20 protein-coding genes are annotated in these 25,679 nt (G+C 72.0%); 6 read left to right on the top strand and 14 right to left on the bottom strand.

What is annotated here, in order from left to right; genetic code table 11:
- Positions 1 to 25 precede the first annotated feature (25 nt).
- The 7 genes from glyA to rpmE form a co-directional block, all read right to left on the bottom strand.
- The gene (gene glyA / locus ACIA8R_RS22070) at positions 26 to 1,291 is read right to left on the bottom strand and encodes a serine hydroxymethyltransferase (RefSeq protein WP_397040074.1); all 1,266 of its coding nucleotides are present in this window, start codon (positions 1,289 to 1,291) and stop codon (positions 26 to 28) included.
- Positions 1,292 to 1,597: 306 nt separating this feature from the next.
- On the bottom strand, positions 1,598 to 1,972 hold the full coding sequence (locus ACIA8R_RS22065) for a hypothetical protein (RefSeq protein WP_364089044.1): 375 nt from the start codon (positions 1,970 to 1,972) through the stop codon (positions 1,598 to 1,600).
- Positions 1,972 to 4,353 (bottom strand): hypothetical protein, encoded by a 2,382-nt coding sequence (locus ACIA8R_RS22060; protein ID WP_397040072.1) that lies wholly within the window; start codon positions 4,351 to 4,353, stop codon positions 1,972 to 1,974. Before ACIA8R_RS22060 ends, ACIA8R_RS22065 begins: the two co-directional genes overlap by 1 nt.
- Positions 4,354 to 4,441: 88 nt before the next feature.
- Entirely contained in the window at positions 4,442 to 5,098 is a 657-nt protein-coding gene (locus tag ACIA8R_RS22055; protein WP_397040070.1) for an L-threonylcarbamoyladenylate synthase, read from the bottom strand.
- Position 5,099: 1 nt separating this feature from the next.
- Positions 5,100 to 5,954, bottom strand: a complete 855-nt coding sequence (prmC, locus tag ACIA8R_RS22050) for a peptide chain release factor N(5)-glutamine methyltransferase (protein WP_364089052.1) — start codon at positions 5,952 to 5,954, stop codon at positions 5,100 to 5,102.
- Positions 5,951 to 7,003 (bottom strand): peptide chain release factor 1, encoded by a 1,053-nt coding sequence (prfA, locus tag ACIA8R_RS22045; protein WP_357695079.1) that lies wholly within the window; start codon positions 7,001 to 7,003, stop codon positions 5,951 to 5,953. The genes prmC and prfA overlap by 4 nt, the downstream gene beginning before the upstream one ends.
- An 86-nt stretch (positions 7,004 to 7,089) precedes the next feature.
- Positions 7,090 to 7,308, bottom strand: coding sequence for a 50S ribosomal protein L31 (rpmE, locus tag ACIA8R_RS22040; protein ID WP_352320396.1), 219 nt, complete (start codon positions 7,306 to 7,308; stop codon positions 7,090 to 7,092).
- A 220-nt stretch (positions 7,309 to 7,528) separates the two neighbouring features.
- Between rpmE and ACIA8R_RS22035 the strand changes: the two genes are divergently transcribed.
- A complete protein-coding gene (locus ACIA8R_RS22035) occupies positions 7,529 to 8,608 on the top strand; it encodes a hypothetical protein (RefSeq protein WP_397040067.1) in 1,080 nt (359 codons plus the stop codon).
- Positions 8,609 to 8,648: 40 nt separating this feature from the next.
- Here the strand turns inward: ACIA8R_RS22035 and ACIA8R_RS22030 are convergent, their stop codons facing one another.
- The 5 genes from ACIA8R_RS22030 to thrC form a co-directional block, all read right to left on the bottom strand.
- On the bottom strand, positions 8,649 to 9,284 hold the full coding sequence (locus ACIA8R_RS22030; RefSeq protein ID WP_357695075.1) for a response regulator transcription factor: 636 nt from the start codon (positions 9,282 to 9,284) through the stop codon (positions 8,649 to 8,651).
- Positions 9,285 to 9,294: 10 nt separating this feature from the next.
- Entirely contained in the window at positions 9,295 to 10,560 is a 1,266-nt protein-coding gene (locus ACIA8R_RS22025; protein ID WP_364089057.1) for a sensor domain-containing protein, read from the bottom strand.
- A gap of 146 nt (positions 10,561 to 10,706) precedes the next feature.
- Positions 10,707 to 12,695, bottom strand: a complete 1,989-nt coding sequence (rho, locus tag ACIA8R_RS22020) for a transcription termination factor Rho (protein ID WP_397040065.1) — start codon at positions 12,693 to 12,695, stop codon at positions 10,707 to 10,709.
- A gap of 454 nt (positions 12,696 to 13,149) precedes the next feature.
- Positions 13,150 to 14,055, bottom strand: coding sequence for a homoserine kinase (gene thrB / locus ACIA8R_RS22015; RefSeq protein WP_364089063.1), 906 nt, complete (start codon positions 14,053 to 14,055; stop codon positions 13,150 to 13,152).
- A gap of 44 nt (positions 14,056 to 14,099) precedes the next feature.
- The gene (gene thrC / locus ACIA8R_RS22010) at positions 14,100 to 15,158 is read right to left on the bottom strand and encodes a threonine synthase (protein ID WP_357695067.1); all 1,059 of its coding nucleotides are present in this window, start codon (positions 15,156 to 15,158) and stop codon (positions 14,100 to 14,102) included.
- 236 nt (positions 15,159 to 15,394) lie between these two features.
- On the opposite strand from thrC, the gene ACIA8R_RS22005 reads away from it, so the two are divergent.
- Positions 15,395 to 16,783, top strand: a complete 1,389-nt coding sequence (locus ACIA8R_RS22005) for a glycosyltransferase (RefSeq protein ID WP_397040062.1) — start codon at positions 15,395 to 15,397, stop codon at positions 16,781 to 16,783.
- A 65-nt stretch (positions 16,784 to 16,848) separates the two neighbouring features.
- Here the strand turns inward: ACIA8R_RS22005 and ACIA8R_RS22000 are convergent, their stop codons facing one another.
- Complete coding sequence (locus tag ACIA8R_RS22000; protein WP_397040060.1) at positions 16,849 to 18,498, bottom strand: glycosyltransferase family 2 protein; 1,650 nt, start codon at positions 18,496 to 18,498, stop codon at positions 16,849 to 16,851.
- A gap of 115 nt (positions 18,499 to 18,613) precedes the next feature.
- On the bottom strand, positions 18,614 to 19,702 hold the full coding sequence (locus tag ACIA8R_RS21995; protein ID WP_397040059.1) for a family 2 glycosyl transferase: 1,089 nt from the start codon (positions 19,700 to 19,702) through the stop codon (positions 18,614 to 18,616).
- A 235-nt stretch (positions 19,703 to 19,937) separates the two neighbouring features.
- Between ACIA8R_RS21995 and ACIA8R_RS21990 the strand changes: the two genes are divergently transcribed.
- From ACIA8R_RS21990 to ACIA8R_RS21975, 4 genes are read left to right on the top strand one after another with little or no spacing between them, the layout of a single operon-like run.
- Entirely contained in the window at positions 19,938 to 20,375 is a 438-nt protein-coding gene (locus ACIA8R_RS21990) for a hypothetical protein (protein ID WP_357695059.1), read from the top strand.
- Positions 20,372 to 21,952, top strand: a complete 1,581-nt coding sequence (locus ACIA8R_RS21985; protein ID WP_397040057.1) for a glycosyltransferase — start codon at positions 20,372 to 20,374, stop codon at positions 21,950 to 21,952. Before ACIA8R_RS21990 ends, ACIA8R_RS21985 begins: the two co-directional genes overlap by 4 nt.
- Entirely contained in the window at positions 21,949 to 23,991 is a 2,043-nt protein-coding gene (locus ACIA8R_RS21980) for a glycosyltransferase (protein WP_397040055.1), read from the top strand. The genes ACIA8R_RS21985 and ACIA8R_RS21980 overlap by 4 nt, the downstream gene beginning before the upstream one ends.
- Positions 23,988 to 25,676, top strand: coding sequence for a glycosyltransferase (locus ACIA8R_RS21975; protein ID WP_364089080.1), 1,689 nt, complete (start codon positions 23,988 to 23,990; stop codon positions 25,674 to 25,676). Before ACIA8R_RS21980 ends, ACIA8R_RS21975 begins: the two co-directional genes overlap by 4 nt.
- Positions 25,677 to 25,679 lie beyond the last annotated feature (3 nt).

Raw genomic sequence — 25,679 nt, 5'->3', positions numbered from 1 at the left:
TGACCGGAAACCGACACAGACCAGCTTAATATTCGCTGAGATATGGCTGATGGATGGCGAGAAGCGCCGACACTCTTTCCCTGACCTCGGGCGCGACGGACGGATCGCGCACAGCGCGCGAGATCAGACTTCCCACCTCTTTCATCTCCCTCGGGCCCATGCCCTGCGTGGTCACGCACGGCGTGCCCACCCGGATCCCCGAGGTGACCGCCGCAGGCTCCGGATCGTACGGGATGACGTTGCGGTTGAGCGTGATCCCGGCGGCCGCGCAGCGCCGTTCGGCCTCGGCCCCGGACACGCCCAGCTCACGCAGGTCGATCAGCGCCAGATGGGTGTCCGTGCCGCCCGTGACCGGACGCATGCCCTCCACGGCCAGCGCGTCGGCGAGCGTACGGGCGTTGGCGACGACGCGGCCCGCATACTCGGCGAACTCCGGCCGCAGCGCCTCCCCGAACGCCACCGCCTTGGCCGCCACGGCGTGCATCAGCGGCCCTCCCTGCACGAACGGGAACACCGCCCGGTCGATCTTCGCGGCCAGTTCCTCCGTGCACAGGATCGCGCCGCCGCGCGGCCCGCGCAGCACCTTGTGGGTGGTCAGCGTCACGACGTCCGCGTACGGCACCGCCGACGGGATCACCCCGCCCGCCATCAGCCCGATCGGGTGCGCCACGTCGGCGAGCAGCCACGCGCCCACCTCGTCGGCGATGCCGCGGAAGATCGAGAAGTCGATCAGCCTCGGGTACGCGGTCGCGCCGCACACGATCACCTTGGGCCGCCGCCGCAGCGCCAGGTCCCGCACCTCGTCGTAGTCGATGAGCTCGGTGTCGCGCCGCACGCCGTAGGAGGCGACGTCGAACCACCTTCCCGAGAAGTTCACCTTCGAGCCGTGCGTGAGGTGGCCGCCGTGCAGGAGCGCCATGGCGAGCATGGTGTCGCCCGGCTGGAGCAGCGCGGCGTAGGCGGCCAGGTTGGCGGTGGCCCCGGAATGCGGCTGGACGTTGGCGTGCTCGGCCCCGAACAGCCTGCGCGCCCGCTCGACGGCCAGGCGTTCGGCCCGGTCGACCACCTCGCAGCCGCCGTAGTAGCGCCTGCCGGGGTAGCCCTCGGCGTACTTGTTGGTGAGGGTGGAACCCAGGGCGGCCATGACGGCCGGGGAGGTGAAGTTCTCGCCGGCGATCAGCTGGATGCCGGCGCGGACCCGTTCGAGCTCGTCGAGCAGCACCTGCGCCAGCTCGGGATCCTGCCGCCGCAACTGCCCGAAGTCGGGACCGTAGTAGGGCTCACCACCCATCCCTCCACTGTACGACCGCATGCCCGATTTGCCCAGGTAGAAGGCCCGTGGCGGTCGTTGTCTCGTCCGGGGTGGTTGCGCGTGGCGGTCGTTGTCCGCCAGGGGTGGTTGCGCGTGGCGGTCGGTGTCCGCCAGGGGTGGTTGCGCGTGGCGGTGGTCGTTCGCCGGGCCGCTCCCCGTGAGGACCCTTGGCTTTGAGGACCCTCACCCGTGAGGGCCGTTGCCCATGGGAGCCGTCATCTGGGAGGGCCGTCGTTCGCGGAGACGGGCGCCTGCGGGGGGCGCCTGCGGGGGGGCGCCTGCGGGTCAGGGGAAGGCGTGCGGTGCGCCGGTCTGGCTGGGGATCCATCTCGGGGTGTCGTCGGCCTCATCGCTGATCGCGGTGAGCACGGAGTGGCGGTAGATGGCCAGCTTGGACCGCCATTCCCGGATGTCCTGCACATAGCGCTCGCCGACCGGGGCGTCCCAGGTCTGCGGGCTCTTGGCCAGTGTGTACGCCTTGTCGAGGGCCGTGCTGAGCTTCTCCAACACGGGCATGACGGTGTTCCAGGCGGTGATGAGACGTTCGTAGTCCGGGTTGAACTCGTAGGCCAGCGGCTGGTTGTCCAGCGGGCCCGCCGCGGTGACGGGGGGCATCTCGTCCCTGCTCCTGGGCCTGGGGGCGGGCGGGTCGACGTACATCACGCACTCCTTCCCGGCGTCCCGGAGTCGATCTCACCTGCCGGACCGTCCGGTCCGATGTCCTCGGGCATCCATTCGCCCTTGCCGTACTCGCCGGGCGGAACCTCCACGGACGGCATGTCGAGCGGCTGAATGCCGCGGGCGTCCTGAATCAGCGTCCTGAGCACGTCCTCCCCGGCGTCGGGCAACTCCACCGCCACAACCCCGTCACCCACACTCACCCACTTCCCGCCATGGCCGCCGCCGACATCCAACCCCTGCACCCCACCGCCGACGCCATGACCGGTTGCACCGTGACCACCCGCCCCGTGACCGCTGGCATCGTGACCGCTGGCACCGTGATGAGCATTCACGCCGTAAGCACCTGCACCACCGTCCGCCGCCGTAGCCGTCGCACCACCTGCGCTCGCGCCCCCTGCTCCCCCAGCCGGTACGTCGCCTCCAGGAGGTACGGCCGCCCCTCCCCCCGGCGCCGTAGGCGGAATCCGCACCCCGGTAGAAGCATCACCACGCCCACCCCCACCTCCATCGGCAGTACCACCACCGCCCCGACCAGCCGCGACGCCGCCACCATCAGAACGGCCCGCATCCGCTGCGCCACCATCAGAGCGACCGGCATCGGTTGCCCCACCGCCGGTCCCGCCATCGGCGCGTCCGCCATCCGCGCCACCGGAGCCCCCACCGACGTCACGACCAACGTTCGTAGCACCGCCATCAGCCCGAGCCCCGTCAGCTTCCCCACCGCGGCCATAGCCGCCGCCATCAGTGCCGCCGACGTCACGACCGCCATTCGTGGCGCCCCCATCAGCCCGAACCCCGTCGGAACGCGCACCATCAGCGTTGCCGCCACCGGCGTCACGGCTGCCGTTCGCGTCCTTGCCGTCCGCGCAGGCGCCGCCGTCAGCGCGGTCGGTGCCCGCGGCGCCCCCCTCGGAGCGACCAGTGTCCGTTGTGCCGCCATGGGAGCGACCGGTGTCGGTAGTACCGCCGTCCGAGCGGCCGGTGTCCGCGGTGCCGCCGTCGGAGCGGCCGGTGTCGCTGTTCGCGACGCCGGTGGACCCGTCGGTTCGGCCCGTGCCGTGGTCCGTGTGGCCATTTGTGCCGTCGGCTTGACCGGTGTCGCCGATGGGCTGGGTGCCGGTGCCGGTGGTGGCGTCGGGGCGGGTTTGGGTGGAGGAAGCGCCGTCGGGGTGGGTGCCGTGGGCGTTGCCCGCGTCTCCAGGAGTGCCGTAGTGACCGCTCTCGCCTGCTGCGGTGCCGGCGTGCGAGCCCGTGTCCCCTGCGGTGCCGACGTGGGAGCCCGCGGCCTCTGATGTGCCGACATGGGTGTCCGGGAGTCCTGGTGTGTCGTAGGGGTGGCGGCCGGTGGTGCCTGGGGTGGTGGTCGAGGGGTCGGTGCCGCCCTCTCCTGCCGGCACCGACAGCCCTTCGCCCCCGCCCGCCGTCGCCCCGGCGCCATCGGCGTGCACCGTCGGCATGTCGGCGGGCTGCACGTTGTCGACGTTCTTGAGCAGGGACTCCAGTTGTTCGGCCGTGGGCGGGTCGATGGGGACCTGGAGAACCTTCACGCCGTCGACCACCACGACCTGGGGCTTGTGCGCGTCGGCCGGTCGGTCGCCGGCGGGGACGTCGGTCGTGCCGGTGTCGGCTTCCGCTCCCCGGTCGCGCCTGCTGTCCTGGTCGGCGGCCTTCGGATCGTCGACGGACGAGGTGTCGCCGGTCCGGGTGTCGGTTCCGCGAGGGTCGTTCGTGCGGGTCCCGGTGTCCTTGTCGGTGTCGTCGCACGACTTGCCGTCACCGTCGGCCTTGGCGTCGTCGCCGGTCTTGGTGCCATCGCCGGTCTTCGGGCTGTCGCCCGCTTTGTGCCCGTCGCCCGTCTTGGTGTCGTGGTCCTTCGGCGTGGGTGGTTCCGTGGGCTTCGGGTCGTGGTCCTTCGGGGCGGGTGGGTCGGCGGGCTTGGTGTCGGGGGCTTTCGAAGGTGGCTCGGTGGGTTTCGGGTCGTGGTCCTTCGAGGCGTCGGGGTGTTTGGGGGTGGCAGGGGTCGAGTCGTCGGCGCGGGGGTTGTCGTACTTGTCGTTGCGGGTGCCCGGCAGTTCCTTGGGCTCGTCGTCCTTGCCGCCGCCGCCCGTCTTCGACGTGTCGCCCGGCTTCCCGTCGGCGCGCTTCTCCAGGACGGCCAGCCGCGCGTTGACGTCCTTGACCATGTGATCGGCGGAGTCGGCCACCTGGACCGGACGATGGGTGCTCCGCGTGGACAGCCCGGCACGGCTCATCACCGCTCTGACCTGGTCCTCGGCCGTACGCAGCACCGAGGACGCGTGCTTGACCTCGGTCAGCAGGTCACGGACCAGCTGCGGATCCATGCCGTCGAACTTGCCCATGGGCCACTCCCGGACGTGTCGCCGTTCCGGGACTCACCGTAATCGTGTCCGAGGCACCGCCGCAGCCGGGATAAAAAGACGGTATACGTCAGTCGTCGGTGGCGACGTAACCGATGATGCCGCGCAGCTTCTCCACCGGGATCGCGCCGCGGCGCAGCAGGCGGGGCACCGCCGTGGTGAGGTCTAGGATGGTGGAGGGCGTGTTGTCGGTGGTCTTGCCGCCGTCGAGGTAGACCGCGACCGAGTCGCCGAGCTGCTCCTGGGCCTCCTCCACCGTCGTCGCCGCGGGGGCGCCGGAGCGGTTGGCGCTGGAGACGGCCATCGGGCCGGTCTCCTTGAGCAGGTCGAGCGCGACCGGGTGGAGCGGCATGCGGACCGCGACCGTGCCCTTGGTGTCCCCCAGGTCCCAGGAAAGGGCCCTGTTGGCCCTGCAGACCAGCGTGAGCGGCCCGGGCCAGAAGGCGTCGATGAGATCCTGCCCATAGGGCCCGAGGTCGTCCACGAGCGCTGTGGCGGCTCTGACGGTGCCCACGAGGACGGGCGGAGGCATGTCGCGGCCGCGCCCCTTGGCGTCGAGCAGCGCGGTGACGGCCGGCGGCATGAACGCGTCGGCGCCGATGCCGTAGACGGTGTCGGTCGGCAGCACGACCAGCTCGCCGCGGCGCACGGCGGTGGCGGCCTCGATCAGGCCCTCGGCGCGCTGGTCGAGGTCGGAGCAGTCAAAGCGTCTTCCCACGGCGTGCATCCTAGTCCTGGCCGAGTCTGGCCGTGACGAAGCGGTCCCTTCGGGTGAGGTCCTGGCGCAGGCGGACGTCGCGCCAACCGTTGTCCTCGGGGAAGGTCAGGTAGACGGCCCTGCCCTGCTCGTCGGCGTGTTCGACGGCCACCCAGCCGCCGGGGCGCAGCAGGCGGCGGGCGGTGCGTTCGACCGCGCGCACCTCGCCCAGCCCGTCGTCGCCGGAGCCGTACAGGGCCCTGGAGGGGTCGTAGTCGCGGACCTCGGGGTCGCGCGGGATGGCGCCGGGCGGGATGTACGGCGGGTTGGAGATCACCAGGTCGACCTTGCCGTTGAGCTCGGGAAGGGCTCCGGCGAGGTCTTCCGGGTGCAGGTGCGTACGCCCCTGGCCCAGCTCGGAGATGTTGCGCTTGGCCCAGGTGTAGGCCGCCGGGTCGACCTCGACGGCGTGCACCTCGGCGAGCGCGACCTCCTGGGCGATCGACAGCGCGATGGCCCCCGAGCCGGTGCCGAGGTCGACGACGAGCGGGGCCGTCACGTCCATGGCGCGCAGGGTCTCGATCGCCCACCCGGCCATGACCTCGGTCTCCGGCCGCGGCACGAACACGCCGGGGCCGACCGCCAGTTCCAGGTAACGGAAGTAGGCGTGGCCGGTGATGTGCTGCAGCGGCTCACGCGCCTCGCGCCGGGCGACGCCCTCCCAGAACAGCGCGTCGAAGTCGGAGTCCTTGACCGTGTGGAGCTCGCTCCTGCGCACGCCGTGGACGAACGCCGCGATCTCCTCCGCGTCGGTGCGCGGCGAAGGCACACCTGCCTCGGCCAGCCGGGCGGTGGCTAGAGCGATCTCGTCCAGCAGAAATGTCATGAGTGTTGTGCGAGCTTCTCCGCCATCTCGGCGTCGATGAGTGCCTGGGTGACGGCGGTGAGCTCGCCGTCGAGAACCTGGTCGAGGTTATACGCCTTGAAGCCTACGCGGTGGTCGGAAATCCGGTTCTCGGGAAAGTTGTACGTGCGGATGCGCTCGGAACGGTCGACCGTGCGAACCTGCGACTTGCGCTCGGCCTGCGCCGCGGCGTCGGCCTGCTCCTGGGCCACGGCCAGCAGGCGGGCACGCAGGATGCGCATCGCCGACTCCTTGTTCTGGAGCTGGCTCTTCTCGTTCTGGCAGGAGACGACCACGCCCGTGGGCAGGTGGGTGATGCGGACGGCCGAGTCGGTCGTGTTGACGCTCTGGCCGCCGGGACCGCTGGAGCGGTAGACGTCGATGCGCAGGTCGTTGGGGTCGATCTGGACCTCGACCTCCTCCGCCTCCGGGTAGACCAGCACGCCCGCGGCGCTCGTGTGGATGCGGCCCTGGGACTCGGTGACGGGCACCCGCTGCACGCGGTGGACGCCGCCCTCGAACTTGAGCCTGGACCACACGCCCTCGTCGCCCTTGGCCTTGATGCCGACCGTGACGTCCTTGTAGCCGCCGAGGTCGGAGGGCTGGGTGTCGATGATCTCGGTCTTCCAGCCCAGGCGCTCGGCGTACCGGAGGTACATGCGCAGCAGGTCGCCGGCGAACAGCGCGGACTCCTCGCCGCCCTCGCCCGCCTTGATCTCCATGATGATGTCTTTGTCATCGTTGGGGTCGCGCGGGATGAGCAGGTGCCTGAGCTTCTCCTCAAGCTGCGGGATGCGCTCTTCGAGCTCGGCCGCCTCGGCGGCGAACGCCTCGTCCTCGCCGGCCAGTTCCTTGGCCGCGGTCAGGTCGTCGCGGGCGGAGTCGAGCTCGCGGTAGGTGCTGACGATCGGGGTGAGCTGGCTGTAGCGCCGGCCGAAGGTGCGGGCCTTGTTCTGGTCGGCGTGCACGGCGGGGTCGGCAAGCTGCAGCTCCAGCTCGGAATACTCCTTGAGCAACTCGTCGAGGTTCACCGTGGGTCCTTCAGTGGTTTGAATGCCGTTTCACCAAGAACGCCGACCCGGCGCACGTGGTGCGGGCCGGGTCGGCGTCGGTGAAGCTACTTGCCCGTGGCCTTCTTGCCGAAGCGCTTCTCGAAGCGAGCCACCCGGCCGCCGGTGTCGAGGATCTTCTGCTTGCCCGTGTAGAACGGGTGGCAGGCCGAGCACACGTCGGCGTGGATGACGCCGTTCTTCGCGGTGCTGCGGGTCGTGAACGTGTTCCCGCAGGAGCAGGAGACCTGCGTCACGTGGTAATCGGGGTGGATGTCGGGCTTCATGGCTGTCCTTTCGGGCTGCGGCCGCCGGGTCGCCTTCACGCATGGCGTGAACCGGAACCGCAAAATGGTCAGCTACCAGTGTGCCAGATCGTGCAACCTCCCCAGGCCATGAGGCATTCCCACGATCTTCATGACGCGGCCGCACGCGTCACACTAGGCTCCCACGCACAAACTATCACTTTCCCCTCAAATGGGACTTAGTCAAAGGATCATCCAACTGATGAAGAGAAGGGTGCGGCTGCTCCTCGCGGCCGCCACGGGGGCCGCCGTTCTCCTCGGAGGCGCCGGTCTCTCGGCCACCGGCGCGTCGGCCTCGGCGTACGCGCTGGCGGACGACTTCACGGGAGACGCGTCGGCGAACGCGTACATCCCCCTGGAGAAGGACGTCGACGCGACCGTCACGCTCAAGCTCAAGAACCCGGACACCGTCACCGGCGTGACCGGGACCATCGAGCCGCCCGGCAAGACGGCCAAGACGGTGACGTTCGACTTCACGCCGAGCACGCCGAGCACGTCCACCCCCAGCCCGTCGCCCACGCCGTCCCCGGTCGCCGACAAGACGATCACCGGCAAGTGGACGATCGGCAAGGACGACCCGGCGGGCGACTGGAAGCTCACCGTCAACGTCGCCCGGTCGGGCGGGAGCAGCCCGAGCACCTTCACCGTCAAGGTCTCCGGCAAGCAGGGCATCTCCGGCGCGAACGTCACGCCCGACCCGGTCCAGCTCGTCAAGGGCAGGGACACCAAGGTCACGGTCGAGGCGTCGGTGAAGGACGCGGGCACGGTCTCGGCCAAGCTCGTCAGCGACACCACCAGCGAGTACTACGACCTCGGTGAGCTGGCCAAGGAGTCGGACACCTACTACCGGGGCGTCACGTACTTCACCGACGACACCACCGAGGGCTCCTGGACCCTTGAGGTGTACGCCACCCGCGGCGGCCAGACGCTCAAGGGCGAGGCGTCGTTCTCGGTCGTCGCCCCGACCGGCGGCGCGTCGAAGAAGGTCAAGACCCGGGTGACGATCTCGGCCCCGAACAAGGTCACCAAGGGCCGCGCGTTCAAGGTGTACGGCAAGGTCTACCGCGGCACCAAGGCGTACAAGGGCAAGATCGTCGAGGTGTACTTCAAGACCAAGGGCACCAAGACGTACAAGTTCATGGGTTACGCCAAGGCCACCTCGACCGGCAAGTACAGCAAGACGTTCAAGGGCAAGAAGGACGGCTACTTCCAGGTCAAGGTGCCCGGCACGAGCAAGACGCGCACCTCCCTGTCGCCGCAGGAGTTCGTGGACGTCAGGTAGCGGGTACGGCCCGCATCCCCAACCCCGGGTGCAGGCCGTATCAGCGACCCAGGTACGTCAGGACGGCGAGTACCCGCCGATGGTCCTCGGGCGCCGGCCCGAGGGCCAGCTTGGTGAAGATGCCGGACACGTGTTTCTCCACCGCGCCTTCGGTGACGACCAGCCTGGAGGCGATGGCGGTGTTCGAACGGCCCTCGGCCATCAGGGCCAGGACCTCGCGCTCCCGGGGGGAGAGCAGGTCGAGCGGCGCGCCCCTGCGCCTGCGGCTGAGCAGTTGCACGACGACCTCCGGGTCGACGACCGTGCCGCCCGCCGCCACCTGGCGCACCGCCTCCATGAACTCGGCCACGTCGGCCACCCGCTCCTTCAGCAGGTAGCCGACGGCGCGGCCGATCAGCTCGCCCGCGTAACGCTCCTCGACGTACTGGGACAGCACCAGGATCGGGAAGTCGGGCCGGGCCGCGCGGACCCTCAGCGCCGCCTTCAGCCCCTCGTCGGTGTGGGTGGGCGGCATGCGCACGTCGACGATCGCCAGGTCGGGCTCGTGTTCGAGGACCGCGGCCACCAGCGCCGGCCCGTCGGACACGGCGGCCACGGTCTCGAAGCCGCCGTCGGCGAGCAGCCGCGCCAGCCCCTCGCGTAACAGTACGGAATCCTCGGCGATGACCACGCGCATGAGCACATGACTACCATTCGCAGGGCAGCTCCGCGCGCACGATCGTCGGCCCGCCGACGGGGCTGTGCAGCACGAGCACGCCGTCGATGGTGGCCGCCCGGTCGGCCAGCCCCGACAGGCCGCCGCCCGGCGTGACGAGGGCGCCGCCGATGCCGTTGTCCCACACGTCCACGACCACGCCGCGGTCGTCCCTGAACACCGCCACCGACGCCTCCGTCGCGCCCGAGTGCTTGGCCAGGTTGGTCAGGGCCTCGGCGACGATGAAGTACGCGATGCTCTCCACCGCCGGGGGCGGCCGTTCGGACAGCTCGACGGAGACGTCCACGTGCACCGGGGCCCGCGCGGCCAGCCCCGACAGTGCCGCGTCGAGCCCGCGGTCGGTGAGGATGGCCGGATGGATGCCGCGGGCGAGGTTGCGCAGCTCGGCGATGGCCGCCTTCGTGCCCGCGTGGGCCTGCACGATCAGCGTCCTGGCCGCCTCCGGCTCGGTGTCGAACTTGGCCTGCGCCCGTCCGAGGTCCACCGCCACCGACAGCAGCCGCTGCTGCGCGCCGTCGTGCAGGTCGCGCTCGATCCTGCGGCGTTCGGCCTCGGCCGCGTCGATGCCCCTGGCCCTGCTGGCCCGCAGCCGCTCCTCCTCGCTGCCGCCGAGCAGCACCGTGGCGAGCGTGCCGTGCAACCAGGCCATCCCCCGTACGAGATAGGCCGTCACGACGAGCAGCAGCACCCCGAACGCGCCCGCCACCAGCGCGCCCGTCCAGTCGTCGATGACCAGGCCGCTGCGCACGTCGCCCAGGACGTACAGGACGCGTGCGAAGGGCGCGAGCAGCAGCATCCCCGTGGCCGTCCACAACGCGACCGACAACGCGGACTCGACCAGACCCAGCGGCACCAGCATGAGGAGGTAGCCGAGGTCCTGCCAGGTGGCCTTGTCACCCAGCAGCCAGGTGAGGTGCGCCAGCAGCCCGCCCTCGGGCCTGCTCCGGTACGGGTCCGCGATCCGCACCCCGAACGCCGCCCCCATCAGCCGCCGCTCCAGCATCGCCCCGCCGCGCCACATCAGCACGGCCGCCATCGTCAGCGGCAACCCCACCCAGACGATCACCAGCGGCACCGCGACCGTCGTCGCCAGGGCCACGACGACGAACCAGGCCACCCCGAACCCCGCGCTGACCAGCAGGTACGGAGCCGCCCGCCAGGTCATGGGGTCCACCAGCACCCCTAACGGCCCCATCGGCCCGAACCGCACCCTGTCCTTCAGCCTCACCGATCGCATGCCTCCAGCCTGCCCGGCGGCGCGGGCGGGGTGAATGGAGCAGGCGTCCGGTCCACGGGTGGGGTTAACCCCACCCCTTCGGCCCCGCGCGAACGCGAAAGGGGCGGCGGGGAGAACTCCCCACCGCCCCTCAAGGCGCGCGGCCGCTAGTCGCGGTCGTTGCTCACCGTGGTCTTCTGGACCTGCATGAGGAACTCGGCGTTGGACTTGGTCTCCTTCATCTTCTCCAGGAGAAGCTCCAGAGCCTGCTGCATGTCCAGAGCGTGCAGCACCCGCCGCAGCTTCCAGACGATCTGCAGCTCGTCCTTGCCCATGAGGATCTCTTCCTTACGCGTGCCGGACGCGTCGACGTCGACCGCGGGGAAGATGCGCTTGTCGGCCAGGGAGCGGTTGAGCTTGAGCTCCATGTTGCCGGTGCCCTTGAACTCCTCGAAGATGACCTCGTCCATCTTGGACCCGGTCTCGACCAGGGCCGTGGCGAGGATCGTCAGCGAGCCGCCGTTCTCGATGTTGCGGGCGGCGCCGAAGAAGCGCTTGGGCGGGTAGAGCGCCGTGGAGTCGACACCACCCGACAGGATACGACCGGAGGCCGGGGCCGCCAGGTTGTAGGCACGGCCGAGTCGCGTGATCGAGTCGAGCAGGACGACCACGTCGTGACCCAGCTCCACCAGGCGCTTGGCGCGCTCGATGGCCAGCTCCGCGACCGTGGTGTGGTCCTCGGCCGGACGGTCGAAGGTCGAGTGGATGACCTCGCCCTTGACCGACCGCTGCATGTCGGTGACCTCTTCGGGACGCTCGTCCACGAGCACGACCATCAGGTGGCACTCGGGGTTGTTGCGGGTGATCGCGTTGGCGATCGCCTGCAGCACCATCGTCTTGCCGGCCTTCGGCGGCGAGACGATCAGACCGCGCTGGCCCTTGCCGATCGGCGAGACGAGGTCGATGATCCGCGTGGTGAGGATGTTGTGCTCGGTCTCCAGGCGCAGGCGCTCCTGCGGGTAGAGCGGCGTCAGCTTGTTGAAGTCGGGCCGGTTGCGGGCCTGCTCCGGGTCCATGCCGTTGACGGTGTCGAGGCGGACGAGGGCGTTGAACTTCTCGCGGCGCTCGCCGTCGCGCGGCTGGCGCACCGCGCCGGTGATGACGTCGCCCTTGCGCAGGCCGTTGCGGCGGATCTGGGCCAGCGAGACGTAGACGTCGTTGCTGCCCGGCAGGTAGCCGCTGGTCCTGACGAACGCGTAGTTGTCGAGGATGTCGAGGATGCCGGCGATCGGGATGAGCACGTCGTCGTCGCCGATGACGGGCTCGGTGCTGTCGAAGCGGTCACGGCCGCGGCCGCGGTTGCGCTCACGGAAACGGCCCCTGCGGCCACGGCCGCTGCCGTCGTCGTCGACGCCGCCGCGCTGGTCACCGCGCTGGTCACCGCGCTGGTCACCGCGCTGGTCACCGCGCTGGTCACCGCGCTGGTCACCGCGCTGGTCGCCGCGCTGGTCGCCACGGCCGCTCTCGGCGCGGCCGCCCTCACCGCGGTCGGCACGGTCACCGCGGTCGCTGCGCTCACTGCGCTCGCCACGGTCACTGCGCTCGCCGCGGTCACTGCGCTCGCCACGCTCGCGGCGCTCGCCGCGGCTGCGCCGCTCGCGACGGCTCTCACGCTCGCCCCGCGTGTCGGCCTGACCGGCGTCCACGACCTGGGCCTGCTGCTCGACGGCCGGCTCGGCCGGCGCGGCCACGGGCTCGGGGGCCGCGGCCACCGGCTCGGCGGCCTGCGGTGCGGCCTCCTCGGCGGGCTTGGTGCGGGAACGTTCCCTGCGCGTACGGGTGGGCCGCTCGGCCACGGGAGGCGCCGCCTCCGTCGTGACGGGCGCAGCCTCCACCGCGGGTGCCGCCGGAGCGCCGTCTCCGGAGGCGCCACCCTGCTTCTCCTGGATGGCCGCGATGAGCTGGCTCTTCCGCATGCGCCCGGTGCCGCTGATGCCCAGCTCAGCGGCCATCTTCTGCAGCTCGGGCAGCACCTTGGCGGACAGGCCGGTGCCGGAGCGACGCGCACGAGGCTTGGCCGCGGCGCGGGTGGGGGTGTCGCCGGACGCGGGCTGAACGCCTGGTGCGTCGGAGAGGAGTTCGGTGGTGTCGCTCAACTAAAAGGTCCTTCCCAGGGGTCGGGCGCCGGTTTTGTTCTGCCGGGCGTCCCGGAGGTGCTTGCGACCCGGCGGGACAGACCGGGTCGGGGTGCACGTTGCGATCTTCGGCTGTCGCGGACGGCCGCCACTCTTGGGGAGGGGTTCGTCCAGGCCGCCACAGGACCGTGGCGCGTGGCTGACACCCCCCAGATTGCTGTCGCCAACCAGATGTCGATGTGCGTCGAACGCGCAGGTCCCCGTCGTCGCCGCCTCACGTTGAGCCAACCGGGTGTGGGCCAACCGGAGGCAACGGATTCCGGGGAGACAGCCGCGCTGCTCACGCCTCGCGACGTGAAACATGATGCAGCGATGTATGGCTGACAAGCACGCACCCACCAAGGGGGCATCTGGTGCGGCTATCAGCCTAACATCACCAGCGCACACGGCTATTCCCTGAAGGTCTAAAGAGGCATCAGCGTGTCTCGGGGAACTGAACGTTCGCACCAACCGGGTCGACGTCCATTTGCTGGATGTGCCAGTCATTACCCACTTCTGGCGCGATCAAATCCTGCGTATCCGGTGACGAAAACGCAAGAACCGTGGGACCCGCCCCCGAAACGACCGCGGGCACGCCGACTGCACGCAGACGTTCTACCAGACGTGCGCTCTCCGGCATGGCAGGCGCGCGGTAGGGCTGGTGGAGACGGTCTTCGGTGGCGGCGAGCAACAGCTCTGGTTCCGGCCGCGAGGTCAGCGCGGCGATCAGCAACGCGGCCCTGCCGGCGTTGAAGGAGGCGTCCTTGTGGGGCACGTCCTTCGGCAAGAGCCCCCGAGCGGTCTCCGTGGCCAGCCGCGTCGTCGGGACGACGGCGACCGGGCGGACCCTCTCGTCGGGGGCCAGCTTCACCATACGCGGCGCTCCGGCGTGGTCGGTCCAGGCCACCGTCAGGCCCCCGGCCAGGCACGGAGCGACGTTGTCCGGGTGGCCCTCCATCTCGGTGGCCAGCGCGAAGACGTCGTCGTCGGACAGGACGGCGTCGCTCAGCGCGCGGGCGGCCAGGATGCCGGCGCAGACGGCCGCGGAGGACGAGCCGAGGCCGCGGGCGTGCGGGATGCGGTTGACGCAGCGCAGGCTGATGCCCTCGGGCTGCGGCGCTCCCATGCGGGTGTACGCCTCGCGCATCGCCCTGATGACGAGGTGTCCCTCGCCGAGGTCCACCTCGCCCGCGCCTTCGCCCTCCACGCTCACGCGCACGCCCGGCTCGGCGGTGAGCGTGGCCTCCACGTCGTCGTAGAGGGTGAGCGCGAGGCCCAGCGCGTCGAAGCCGGGCCCCAGGTTGGCCGACGTGGCCGGCACGCGGATCCGCACCGTCGTCATTGGTTCACGATTCCCTCGTCGTTCGCTCACTGCCCGTGCGGGCCTCAGGCGAGGTTGAGCGCCGCGGCGGCGGCGTGCACGTCGATCGGGATGACCACCGGGGCGGGCGCGCCCGCGATGGCCCAGTCGGGGTCCTTCAGGCCGTTGCCGGTGACGGTGCACACGATGCGCCGCCCGGGCTCCACGAGCCCCTGGGAGTGGGCCTGGAGCAGCCCCGCGACGCTCGCCGCCGAGGCCAGCTCCACGAACACGCCCTCTTCCTGGGCCAGCAGCTTGTACGCCGCCGCGATCTGCCGGTCGGTCACCGCCTGGATGACGCCGCCGGACTCGTCGCGCGCCGCCGTGGCCAGGCCCCAGGACGCCGGGTTTCCGATGCGGATGGCGGTGGCGATCGTGTGGGGATGGGTCACCGGGGCGCCCTCGACGATCGGCGCGGAGCCGCTGGCCTGGAAGCCGAACATGCGCGGACGCTTCGTCGAGACCCCGTCGGCGGCGTACTCCTGGTAGCCCATCCAGTAGGCCGAGATGTTGCCCGCGTTGCCCACCGGGATGCAGTGGATGTCGGGCGCGTCGCCGAGCGTGTCGACGATCTCGAACGCGGCCGTCTTCTGGCCCTGCAGCCGGAACGGGTTGACCGAGTTGACCAGCGCGATCGGGTAGCTGGAGGACAGCTTGCGGGTCATCTCCAGGCAGTCGTCGAACGACCCTTCGACCTGCAGCAGCGTGGCCCCGTGGACGAGCGCCTGCGCCAGCTTGCCCATCGCGATCTTGCCCTTGGGCACCAGTACGGCGCAGGTCAGCCCCGCGCGTACGGCGTAGGCCGCCGCGCTGGCCGAGGTGTTGCCGGTGGAGGCGCAGATGACCGCCTTGGCGCCCTCTTCGACCGCCTTGCTGATGGCCATGGTCATGCCACGGTCCTTGAAGCTGCCGGTCGGGTTGGCCCCCTCGACCTTCAGATAGACCTCGCAGCCCGTCAGCGCCGACACGCGGTGCGCCGGGACGAGCGGGGTGCCGCCTTCCAGGAGCGTGATGACGGGCGTCTTCGTGGTGACCGGAAGACGCTCTCGGTACTCCTCGATGAGGCCACGCCATGACCTGCCCATGATGACTCCCTACCTGCGGTGTTGGCCACCGAGTGTACGGGGTGCGCGGCGGTGACGCGGAGCCGAGTCCACTGTGTGGACAGGTCGTTGGACAGCGGCACTATTCAGGAAAGTCTCAGCATCTCCCGATAAGGTCTCGGCAGGGGGTCACCATGAACGCGCGTCCTGCTTTGAGGCAGAACGACTATTCACCAGTAGTGCCGCCGGAGCTCGGGGCCTGGTCGCCGGGGCTGTCCGTGAGCGTGGTGATACCGGCGCACGGCGGGCAGGACAAACTCGATCTGGCGCTGGCCGCGCTGGCCGCGCAGACGTACCCGGACCAGCTGATGGAGGTCCTGGTCGTGGACGACGGCAGCGCGCCGCCCGTCCGGTTGCCGGAGATCCGGCCGGTCAACACCAGGCTCGTCCCGGTACGCGACGGCTGGGGCATCTCGAACGCGGTCAACACGGGTGCGAAGGCCGCCGACGGCGAGATCATCCAGCGGCTCGACGCCGACATGGTCGCCTGCCGCGAGCACATCGAGGCCCTGGCCCGCTGGCACCACGTGACCGACTACCTGGTCACCATCGGGATGAAGAAGTTCGTCGACGCGCCGCCGGTCACCGCGCGCCAGGTCTTCGGCGCCGGACGTCTGGACGAGGTGTTCGACCTGGCCGGGGCCGTGTCGAGCTCGACCGAGGCGACGATCGACAAGACCGACGGGCTGCGCAGGAGCCGCAACCCGTACCACGTGTGCACCGGGCCGACCTTCGCACTCCCCCGCGAGGTCTTCGACGCCGTGGGCGGCCTCGACCCGACCGTGGTGCGCGGCGAGGACACCGAGTTCTCCTACCGGCTGGCCATGCACGGCGTGGTGTTCGTGCCGGACCCGGCCGCCCAGGCCGTGCATCTCGGGCTGCCGGCGCAGCACCGCGACCGGGAGCGGGCCGTGCGGGCGGTGGAGCCGTACCTGGCGCACCGGATCCCGCTCCGCCGGGACCTGCGCAAGGACCGGGGGCGGCGGTGGCTGGTGCCGTACGTGGAGATCGTGCTGGACGTCACCGACACCTCCGAGTCGGTGGTGCGGCGGGCGGTGGCGGCGGCCCTGGACGGCAAGCTCCAGGACGTCGTGCTGACGCTGGTGGGCCCGTGGTCGCGGCTCGACGACGGCCGGCGCGCGGTGTTGTCGGACCCGTGCTTCGAACTGCGGCTCATGCGCGACCTGTTCGCGCACGACGAACGCATCCGGCTCATCGACGAGGCCGCGCCGACGCCCGCGCCCACGCCGTTCCGCTACCGGGGGCCGGTGGACGTGCCGCTGCACCGGGCGACGCTTGAGCGCATGGTCGAGTCGGTGCAGAAGGACCTGGCGGGGGTGCTCGTCGTGGACCTGCCCGACGGGCGCACGGCCCGGCTCGAACGCACCTCGGCGCTGGGCCGGGCGCTGCTGCTCGCCGATCCCGGCGCCGACCTCGACGACGTCATCGACACCACCCACGGGGTGCGCCACGAGCCGCCGGACCGCTACTGGCCCGCGCCGCCGCAGCCGGAGCCGGTCACCATCCCCGCGACGGTGGCGGTTCCGGCCGAGTCCGCCGAGAACTCCCTGTTCCGACGACTGAAGTCGGCCCTGCGCCCGAACTGACCTCCCTGGACGCCGGGGGCGCCCGCGCGGCCCCGGGGCGCCCCGGGGCCTGGCTGTGTCGGGGGTCAGCCGCGCAGGCGGCGGCCCAGTGCTCGTTTCATCGTGGCGGACAGCAGTGTGCGCAGGCTCTGCTGGGCGCGGTTCGCGGCGGCGAGCTGGCGGCGCAGGGTGCTCACGTCGCGCCGCAGCTCGACGGCCGTTTTGCGCCACCGTGTGGCCTCGTCCTTCCACTTGCTCACCTGGGCGCGCAGGCGGTCGGCCTCCCTGGTCAGCCGTTCGGCCTCGGCCTGGGCCTCCATCCGTGCCCGGTACGCCCCGCGCCGCCCGACCAGGGGCGCCGCCTCCGTGGTGAACCCGTAGGTCTCGCCCTCGACCCAGGACACGCCGGACACGGCATCCACCACGTCGTCAAGGTCGTCGGGGTCGCCGGCGGCGACCATGCGGGCCCTGGCGAAGGACGACCGGCGCTCCAGACGGGCCGCGACGACCCCTTGGGACGACTCCCGCAGCAGCACGGAGACCAGCCCGAGCCCCTCGTCGCGGGCCAGGTCGAGCAGGCCGGCGACGGTGTCCTCGCCGGGGATCCAGCCGGGCGGCAGGCGCAGCACGAAGGGCGTGGCCGGATCGATCTGCGCGGCCTCCTCGGAGACGGCCAGGCGCACCCGGCCTTCGTGCCGGTAGTGGCCCTGGACCAGCGCCAGGTCGAGGTCGGGGTCCTTGAGCGGGGAGCGGCGTTCGCGGCCCAGCTCGTCCCAGGGGCCGAGCAGGAGCACCGACAGGTCGGGGACGGTGCCCGCGAGCAGCGCGTCCACCGTCGCGCGCACGCTGTCGTAGCCGGCCGTGCCGTCCACGACGGCGGTGACGTACGGGATCTTCCAGTGCCTGGACGGATGAGAGCGCAACCACCGGTACGCCGGGATGCGGTCGGCCACGAACGCGTGGCTCACCCGGTCGATGGACTCCTTGTCGCGCATGCGCATGGTCGGGCCGAGATGGTAGGCGCGGGCGCGCGGCTCGGGCACGAACACCGCGCCGGCCTGGCCCAGCCGGTAGCCCATCTCGGTGTCCTGGCCGAGGATCAGCTCGTCGTCCATGGGCCCGGCGGCCTCGATCAGGCGGGCGCCCACGGAGGTGGCGCCGCCGACGTGCAGGCTGAAGGGGCGCTGGGGGTTGGCGGTGAGGCCGTCGGTGCGTTCGACGAGGTCGACGATCCAGGTGTGCGGCTCGGCGGGCTCGAAGTGATTCTCCAGGTCGGCGGGCAGCTCGGCGGGGACCGGCGCGTCGGTGAACCTGATGTAGCCGGTCACCACCAGGTACGGGGCCGCGTGATGCCAGCGCATGTGGGCCTCGATCGCGCCCGGGGTGAGGACGACGTCGGAGTCGAGCCAGTGGATCACGTCGCCGGTGGCCTCGGCCAGGCCGGCGTTGCGGGCGTTCGCGCGGCCGGGCTGGGAGCAGACGATCAGGCGGGTGCCCTCGGGCCGGGTGGCGGGCAGCCGCAGCGGCGGTGAGCTGCCGTTGTCCACGACGATGACCTCGGTGAGCGCGGCCGGGTAGGTCTGGCGGGCGAGGGCGGCCAGCACCAGGTCCAGCTTGTCCTGGCCGCCGTAGGCCGGGACGATCACGCTGACCTTGAGCGACGGGGTGAGGTCCTCGCCCGGACGCAGCACGCGGTAGTCGTTGCCGCGCACCGGGGGGTTCTGGCCGGGCTTCATGCGGGGTCCATCGGCAGGCACGGGTTCATGCGGCTTCCATCGAGCACGGGTTCATGCGGGGTCCATCGGGCGGGGGTTCAACAGGTTCAGCGGGTCCATACAGGCACGTGTGGGTTCATGCGAGTTCATGCGGTTCCATCAGCAGGCTCGGCCGGAAGCCGTGCCATTGGTTCGTGGCGATCCTGACGAAATGGGCCAGCGGCAGCTGCCAGGTGTGCTCGGCGGTGAGCGCCCTGCGCAGCACGTAGCCGAGGCCGTGCGTGCGATAGGTGCGCGCGCCGATCTTTTGCGCCGCTTTCAGGAACTCCAGATCGACCGCCCGTGGCAGTGCGGGAAATCCTCCAATTTCCCGAAATTTCGCCGTTTCGAGCAAAATGGTGCCTCCGGCCACATGATCTGCCCAGACCTCGCTGGGGTACGCCGCCCCGCTCGCGAACGTCGTCCGCCGGATCGTGGCGCGCAACGGCTCCAGGTAGAAGAACTCGGCCGTCGTGCCCACCACGTCGGCCCCCGCGTACGAGCGGGCCATGAGGAGGTCGGCCAGGTGGTCGGGGCCGTACCAGTCGTCGTCGTCCCACTTGGCGAGATGGTCGCCCGACGCCGGGGCGGCGGCCCGGTTCAGCACCTCGCCGAACGGCACCGTCTGCTCCGCCTCGACCCATCGCACGGGCAGCGAGCACGCCTCGACGGCCGCGCGTACCTGCTCGAAGGCCACCCCGTGCAGCCCGAGCAGGACCTCGGCCTCGACGCCGCGCTGCCGCTCCATCTGCGCCAGCGCCGCGCCGACCAGGGCGGGCCGCTTGGTCGACATGACGACACTGACCGTCGGGCTGACCGACGTGCGGGCCGGCCGGTGCGCCAGGCGGCGCAGGCGTACGCTGTGCTCCTCCCGCCGCAGGTCGGCGAGGCAGCGCGCGGTGCCGTCGGGCTCGGCGAGCCAGTCGCGGTCGGTGAGCAGCGCGGCCAGGTCGCCCGGCACCCACGCGGGGGCGTCCTTGGCGGTCAGCGGCATCCCCGCGCCGGCCAGGGCCGTCAGGCCGTCGAGCGGCACCGGCGCGGCGGGCCAGTCGATCTCCAGCCCGCGCCGCGAGTGCAGCTCGGGCACCTCGGGCGGCCCGTCGTCGACCTGCCATCCGCCCGCCCAGTGCAGCCGGGCGAACCCCTTGCCCGGCGTACGCGTGAAGCCGCAGGGGGTGACGGACATGGAACGGCGCTCCTCCGGTCGGGACGGGATCGGCGCCTACCTTACGCCCGTTTTTACACGTCAGTAGACGGACAGGCAGCTTTCGCATGGCGGGCGACGCAGGCCGTGGGGCAGCCGGTTCCCAGTTTTCCTCCAGGAACTTATGGCACGGTAGTGGCCAGGATTTATTAGGGTGGCAATAATCCCGCTCCGACTCCTATGCCCGACTCGTCGTGACTATGAAAGGTTTGCGCGGATGCTCTCGCCCCGCCGACTGGCCGCGACCGCCGCACTTCTCGCAGTTGTGGCCACCGGGGTGCTCGTGCTCCTCGTCCTGGCCGGCCTGCTCACACTCGGCGCGGCGGCGACCGTCGCGGCGTTCGCGGTCACCCTGGCCGCCCTCGCCCTCCTGCTGCTCACCGTCCGCCGCGTGGACGGCAAGGCGCACCGGATCGACCTGCGGATGAAGAAGCACGAGGCCGAGCTCGCCCGCGCCACGACCGCGCTCAGGAACCTCGAATCCCGGGTGGAGCTGCTGGTCCAGGCCGTCGAGGAGTCGGCCGCGCGGCGCGCCGACGACATCGGGGCGATCCTGGCCTCGCTCGGCGAGGACCGCGTGCACGCCATGACCAGGGCCCGCGAGGTCGAGGAACTGCGCGAGGAGGTTCGCGCGCTGGCCAAGGGCCTGGCATGACCCGCGTCCGGCACAACGACTACGGGGTGCTGCGCCCGCCCGCGATCGGGGCCTGGGAGCCGTCGCTGAGCGTGTCCGTGGTCATCCCGGCCTACGACTGCCAGGAGGCGCTGGAGCGTACGGCGTCCGCGCTGGCCGCACAGACGTACCCGGCCGAACTCGTCGAGATCGTGGTCGCCGACGACGGCAGCACGCCGCCGGTCGAGCTGCCGGGGGCCCGCGTCGTTCGGGTGACCGACGGCTGGGGACGCGGCGCGGCCCGGCAGACCGGGCAACTGGCCGCCACCGGCGAGGTGATCCACTGGCTGGACTCCGACATGATCCTGGCCCCCGACCACCTTGAGGCGCACATGCGCTGGCACCACCTGCTCGACCACGTGGTGGTGATCGGCGACATCCGGTTCGTGACGGAGCCCGGCGAGGAGGGCACGCGGCCGGAGTACACGAGGAAGACGCTGGAGTCGACCCGGATGCTCAAGGACGCGGGCACGAGCGCGTACCTGCTGCACACGGGGGCCTCCACGTCGGTGCGCGCGGAGCTGCTGCGCGCGGCGGGCGGCGTGGACGTCTCACTCAACATGGCCGAGGACACCGAGCTGGGCTACCGGCTGGCCCAGGCGGGCGCGGTGTTCGTGCCCGATCCGCAGGCCAGGGCGTGGCACGTCGGGCCGTCCACGGTGATGCTGCGGGAGAAGGAGGTCCACCGGCACAACTGGTCCTACCTGGGCGACCTCGTCCCGGATCTGCGCTGGCTGCGGGGCCATCCCCGGCGACACTGGCGGGTGCCGTACGTGCGGGTCGTGGTGGGCGCGACCACGTACGAGGAGACCCGGGCGAGCGTGGACGCGGCGCTCGCGGGCACGCTGCCCGACGCCGCCGTCACCGTCGTCGGCCCCTGGGGCAAGCTGACCGGCGAACGCCGGTCCAGCCTCGACGATCCGCTGCTCGACCTGCGCCTGCTGCACAACCTGTACGCCCACGAGCCGCGCGTCACGTTCGCGGAGAGCGAACCGGTCTCGGCCGCCCCCACGCCGTTCCTGCTGCGGCTGCCCGCCGGCTGGGTCCTGGGGGCCGACACCCTCGCCCGGCTCGTCCGGCTGGCCGACGAGGACCTGCTCGGCCTGGTCTGCATCGCGCTGGCCGAGGACGGCGGGGAGGTCGTGGCCGCCCGGCTGGAGCGCACGGCCGCCTTCGCCCGCGCCGCACGCCTCGACGGCGCCGCTGATGACCAGGCCGACCACCCCGCCGACAACCGGGCCGACAACCGGGCCGACGAGCGGGCCGACGAGCGGGCCGACGAGCGGGCCGACGACCTGGTGGACGCCCTGTTCGGCGTCCTGTGGGTCGAGGGCGGCGAGCACGGCTTCGGCACCGCCGAAGAGGCGCCGCCGCTGGGCGGCGACCCGGCCAAGTGGCGCGCGCTGGCGGCCCGGCGGCTGGCCGAGATCAAGGAGTTGCGGGCCGCGGCCGACCGGCTCGCCGCCGAGGTCGAGCGCCTGTCCGGCCCGCAGGACGAGGAGCCCTCCGCTCCCGGGCCGCTGAGCTCCCTGATCCGGCACCTGCGGAGCGCCGGATGATCGCTGACCAGCCGCCCGCCGAGCGGCGGACGGTCTCCGCGCTGCTGGCGGAGCTGCCGGGCGCCCGGGTGTTCCTGGCCGGCATCGAGAGCCGGTCCCTCCTGACCGGGCAGACCGGGACGGGCGGCGTCGTGGATCTGGACCGGGACCTGCTGGAGCCGCCCGCCGAGCCGGAGTCGGCCGACCACGTCCTCGTGCTCGCCAGGACGCCCGCCGACCTGCGCAGGGTGGCGACCCTGCACAAGCTGCTCCCGCTGGCCGGGCGGGTGGTGGTGTGCGTGCTCGACGCCCCGGCCTCGCATCCGGCCCCCGTGCCCACGCCGACCCCGGCGCATCGCTGGCGGTCGCTGACGGACCTGCGGGTGTACCAGCCCAGGAGCCGGGTGTGGGTGGTGGACGCCCGTTTCTCCGCCGCGACGCCCGCCGGCCGTACGGTGACCGCGACCGCGCGGGCCTTCGCCGGGCACCGGCTGGACGTGATCGCCGCGCCGGCCGCCGGGATCGCCGGGATCGGCTCGGCCGACTGGCGTCCAGGCGACCCGAACGCGACCCCCGCCGAGGTCACCGGCCCGGTCCCGGAACGCGTCGGCGCCCCCGGCAGCGACGTCGTGCTCCGCACGCTGGGCGACGTCGCCCTCCGCGGCCTGGCCGGCGACGCCCTGCGCCTGCCGGGCGACGGCCGCGCCCCGGACGCGTCCAAGGCCCTGACGCCGGGCGGGGCCGGAGAGCCGGGCGGGATCGGCTGGGCCGGTGATCAGGCGCCCGTCGAGAGACCCACGATCGTGGCCGCGAGCTGGGAGAGCATCGGGCGTCCCGGTGGGGCCGGGTCGCCGCTGGCCGATCCCGACGTGCTCGCCGAGCCGTCGATGGTCCCGCCCGTGGACGAGCGCCTGGTCAACCCCCAGGGTTTCGTGACCACGCCGTCCCGGGGCACGGCCGCGCTGGCCGAGCGCGACGGCCGCTGGTCGGTGCTGCTGGACGGCAAGGTCGTCACGACATTCGCCGAGTCCGGCGGGGTCACCGACGCCGACGTGGCCAGGCTGCGGCAGATCCGGGGCGTCGAGGTGAGCTGGCACCATCCGCACAGCGGCCCGCTGGCGGCCGTACGGGTGCTGGCCGGTCTGTCCGCCGCCGGGGTGCCGCTGGTGACCGGGGCCGTGCCGCGCTGGGCGGGGGCTCTCGGGGACGAGCTGGTCACGCTCCTGCCCGCCGCGCCCGACCTGTCCGACGACCTGCGGCGCGAGGAGCACAGCATCCGGTTGCGCCGGGCCGCCCTGCGTACCCATGGCGTGGCGGCGCGATGGGAGCAGCTCGGCGCGCCCGCCCCCGCTCCTCCGCTCACCTCCGTCCTGCTGGCTACCCGGCGCGCGGACATGGTGCCGTTCGCCCTGCGGCAGATCGCCCGCCAGCGCGACGCCCAGCTCGAAGTGGTGCTCGCGCTGCACGGCGTGCCCCGGGAGCATCCCGACGTCGCCGCCGCCCTGGCCGCCTTCGACGGTCCGCTGACCGTGTACGAGGCCGACCCCGGAGCCGTCTTCGGCGAGGTGCTGAACGAGGCCGCCGCCAGGGCCTCCGGCTCGTTCCTGCTGAAGATGGACGACGACGACTGGTACGGCCCCGACTTCCTGGCCGACCTGCTGCTCGCCCACGCCTACTCGGGGGCCCAGGTGGTCGGCACGGTGCCCGAGTTCGTCTACCTGGCCTCGATCGACGTCACCGTGCACCGCAGCCAGGTCACCGAGCAGATCACCAGCTTCGTGGCGGGCGGCACGATCCTGGTGGAGCGCTCGGCGTTCCAGGCCGTGGGCGGCTTCCGGCCGCTGCGCCGCTCGGTGGACACCCAGTTCCAGGAGGCCCTCCAGGCGGCGGGCGGCCAGATCTACCGCACCCACGGCCTGGGCTACATCCTGCGCCGGGGCCCGGCCTCCGCCCACACCTGGCAGGAGCCGATCGGCACGTTCCTGCGGCGCAACAGACGCCAGTGGCGCGGGTTCCGCCCGAACGCCCTGATGGAGCTGGAGGGGAGCAGCCGCCCATGACCGTGCCCCGGATCCGCGGGAACGACTTCGGCGTCCTGGACCCTCCCGAGCTGGGGGCCTGGGAGCCGGAGCTCACCGTCACGGTCGTCGTCCCGGCGCACGACCGCCAGGAGACCCTGGACCTGACGCTCGCCGCCCTGTCCGCGCAGAGCTACCCGGCCCACCTGCTCGACGTGATCGTGGTGGACGACGGCAGCGCCACCCCCATCCGCCTGCCCGAACTCGTCCCGGGCGGCACCAAGCTGATCTCCGGTCCACCGGGCGGCTGGGGGCGCGCCTGGGCCGTCCAGGCGGGCCTGGACGCCGCCTCCGGCGAGGTCGTCCTCGTGCTGGACGCCGACATGGTCCCGTACCGGCGGCACGTCGAGGCCCAGCTCCGGTGGCACCACCTGGCCCCGTACGTGGTGGTGCTCGGCTGGATCGACTTCACCTCGGCCGCCGAGCTGCCCACGCCCGGCCAGGTCGTCCAGGCGCTGGACGACGGCGCCGAGGACGGCCTGTTCCCCCTGTCACCGCACCGGCACGACTGGGCCGAGAAGATCATCCACGACCACGACGGCCTGCGCACGGCGTCCGGCGCGACGGCCGCCCGCGTCCACGTGGGGGCGACGGCGTCGTACCCGGCGGCGTTGCTGCGCTCGATCGGCGGCCTGGACACCTCGCTGGTGCTGGCCGAGGACACCGAGCTGGGGTACCGGCTCACGCAGGCGGGGGCGGTCTTCGTCCCGGACCCCGAGGCGCGGGCCTGGCACGTCGGCCTGCCGACCGCGATGCGCGACGTGGCCGCGTTGAAGCGGTACAACGATCCCTACGTGGCCGACCGGGTTCCGTACCGGCGGTACCTGCGTACGGAGGCGGGGCGGCAGTGGCTGGTGCCGTACGTGGAGGCGGTGGTGCCGGCGGGCGGCTACGAGGACACCCGCGCCACCGCGGACGCCCTGCTCGCCTCCTCCATCCCCGACGTGCGCCTCACCCTCACGGGCCCGTGGCCCGCGCTGCCCACCGGACGCCGGTCCCCCCTGAACGACCCCGACCTGGACCTGCGCCTGGTCAAGGCCACCTTCGAGCACGACCCGCGGGTCCGGCTGGCCACCGAACCGCCTCCTGGGCCGCCCGCCGGCACGACGGCCCCCTTCCGGCTGAGCGTGCCGCCCGGCTGGACGCTCTCCCCCGGCACGCTCGAACGCCTGATCGCCCACCTGGAGGAGCACGACCTCGGCAGCCTCTGCCTGGCCCTGGACGAGACCGGGCACGGCGTGGTCGCCGCCCGCCTCGACCGGACGGCCGCCCTGTCCAGAGCCGCCCTGGTCGCCACCCCCGACGACCACCCGGACGACCTGATCGACGCCCTGTACGGCGTGGAATGGGCGGACGGCGCGTCGTGGGGCCTCCACCGCCGCCCCGGCGTCTACCCGCCCAGCAGGCCGCCGGTCGCGGAACTCGCCCGGCTGGCCGCCCGCCACGAGAAGGACCTGACCCTCCACCGCAAGCGCGTGGCCGCCCTGCGCGCCGAGATCGCCCAGCTCCGCCGGGAGTCCGCCAAGAACGGCAGGGACGCCTCCCGCTGGCGGGAGAAGGCCGAGAGCTGGCGGCGCGAGGCGGTGCGGCTGGCCCGCGAGCAGGACCGCACGGTCCTGAAACGGGCCGTGCGCCGCGTCCGCGACCTGGCCTTCCGCACCCACTGAGAC

Source organism: Nonomuraea sp. NPDC051191, from assembly GCF_044455665.1.
In the GTDB taxonomy this organism is placed as follows: domain Bacteria; phylum Actinomycetota; class Actinomycetes; order Streptosporangiales; family Streptosporangiaceae; genus Nonomuraea.
This window is presented reverse-complemented; position numbering and strand designations above follow the sequence as displayed.

Excerpts from the sequence above, each read along its gene's own strand:
- ACIA8R_RS22025 (WP_364089057.1), bottom strand. The coding sequence starts at position 10,560 with ATGCGATCGGTGAGGCTGAAGGACAGGGTGCGGTTCGGGCCGATGGGG.
- rpmE (WP_352320396.1), bottom strand. The coding sequence starts at position 7,308 with ATGAAGCCCGACATCCACCCCGATTACCACGTGACGCAGGTCTCCTGC.
- ACIA8R_RS22000 (WP_397040060.1), bottom strand. The coding sequence starts at position 18,498 with ATGAAGCCCGGCCAGAACCCCCCGGTGCGCGGCAACGACTACCGCGTG.
- ACIA8R_RS22035 (WP_397040067.1), top strand. The coding sequence starts at position 7,529 with ATGAAGAGAAGGGTGCGGCTGCTCCTCGCGGCCGCCACGGGGGCCGCC.
- ACIA8R_RS21990 (WP_357695059.1), top strand. The coding sequence starts at position 19,938 with ATGCTCTCGCCCCGCCGACTGGCCGCGACCGCCGCACTTCTCGCAGTT.
- ACIA8R_RS22055 (WP_397040070.1), bottom strand. The coding sequence starts at position 5,098 with ATGCACGCCGTGGGAAGACGCTTTGACTGCTCCGACCTCGACCAGCGC.
- ACIA8R_RS21975 (WP_364089080.1), top strand. The coding sequence starts at position 23,988 with ATGACCGTGCCCCGGATCCGCGGGAACGACTTCGGCGTCCTGGACCCT.
- thrB (WP_364089063.1), bottom strand. The coding sequence starts at position 14,055 with ATGACGACGGTGCGGATCCGCGTGCCGGCCACGTCGGCCAACCTGGGG.
- ACIA8R_RS22060 (WP_397040072.1), bottom strand. The coding sequence starts at position 4,353 with ATGGGCAAGTTCGACGGCATGGATCCGCAGCTGGTCCGTGACCTGCTG.
- thrC (WP_357695067.1), bottom strand. The coding sequence starts at position 15,158 with ATGGGCAGGTCATGGCGTGGCCTCATCGAGGAGTACCGAGAGCGTCTT.
- ACIA8R_RS22030 (WP_357695075.1), bottom strand. The coding sequence starts at position 9,284 with ATGCGCGTGGTCATCGCCGAGGATTCCGTACTGTTACGCGAGGGGCTG.
- ACIA8R_RS22065 (WP_364089044.1), bottom strand. The coding sequence starts at position 1,972 with ATGTACGTCGACCCGCCCGCCCCCAGGCCCAGGAGCAGGGACGAGATG.
- ACIA8R_RS21995 (WP_397040059.1), bottom strand. The coding sequence starts at position 19,702 with ATGTCCGTCACCCCCTGCGGCTTCACGCGTACGCCGGGCAAGGGGTTC.
- ACIA8R_RS21985 (WP_397040057.1), top strand. The coding sequence starts at position 20,372 with ATGACCCGCGTCCGGCACAACGACTACGGGGTGCTGCGCCCGCCCGCG.
- ACIA8R_RS21980 (WP_397040055.1), top strand. The coding sequence starts at position 21,949 with ATGATCGCTGACCAGCCGCCCGCCGAGCGGCGGACGGTCTCCGCGCTG.
- prmC (WP_364089052.1), bottom strand. The coding sequence starts at position 5,954 with ATGACATTTCTGCTGGACGAGATCGCTCTAGCCACCGCCCGGCTGGCC.
- glyA (WP_397040074.1), bottom strand. The coding sequence starts at position 1,291 with ATGGGTGGTGAGCCCTACTACGGTCCCGACTTCGGGCAGTTGCGGCGG.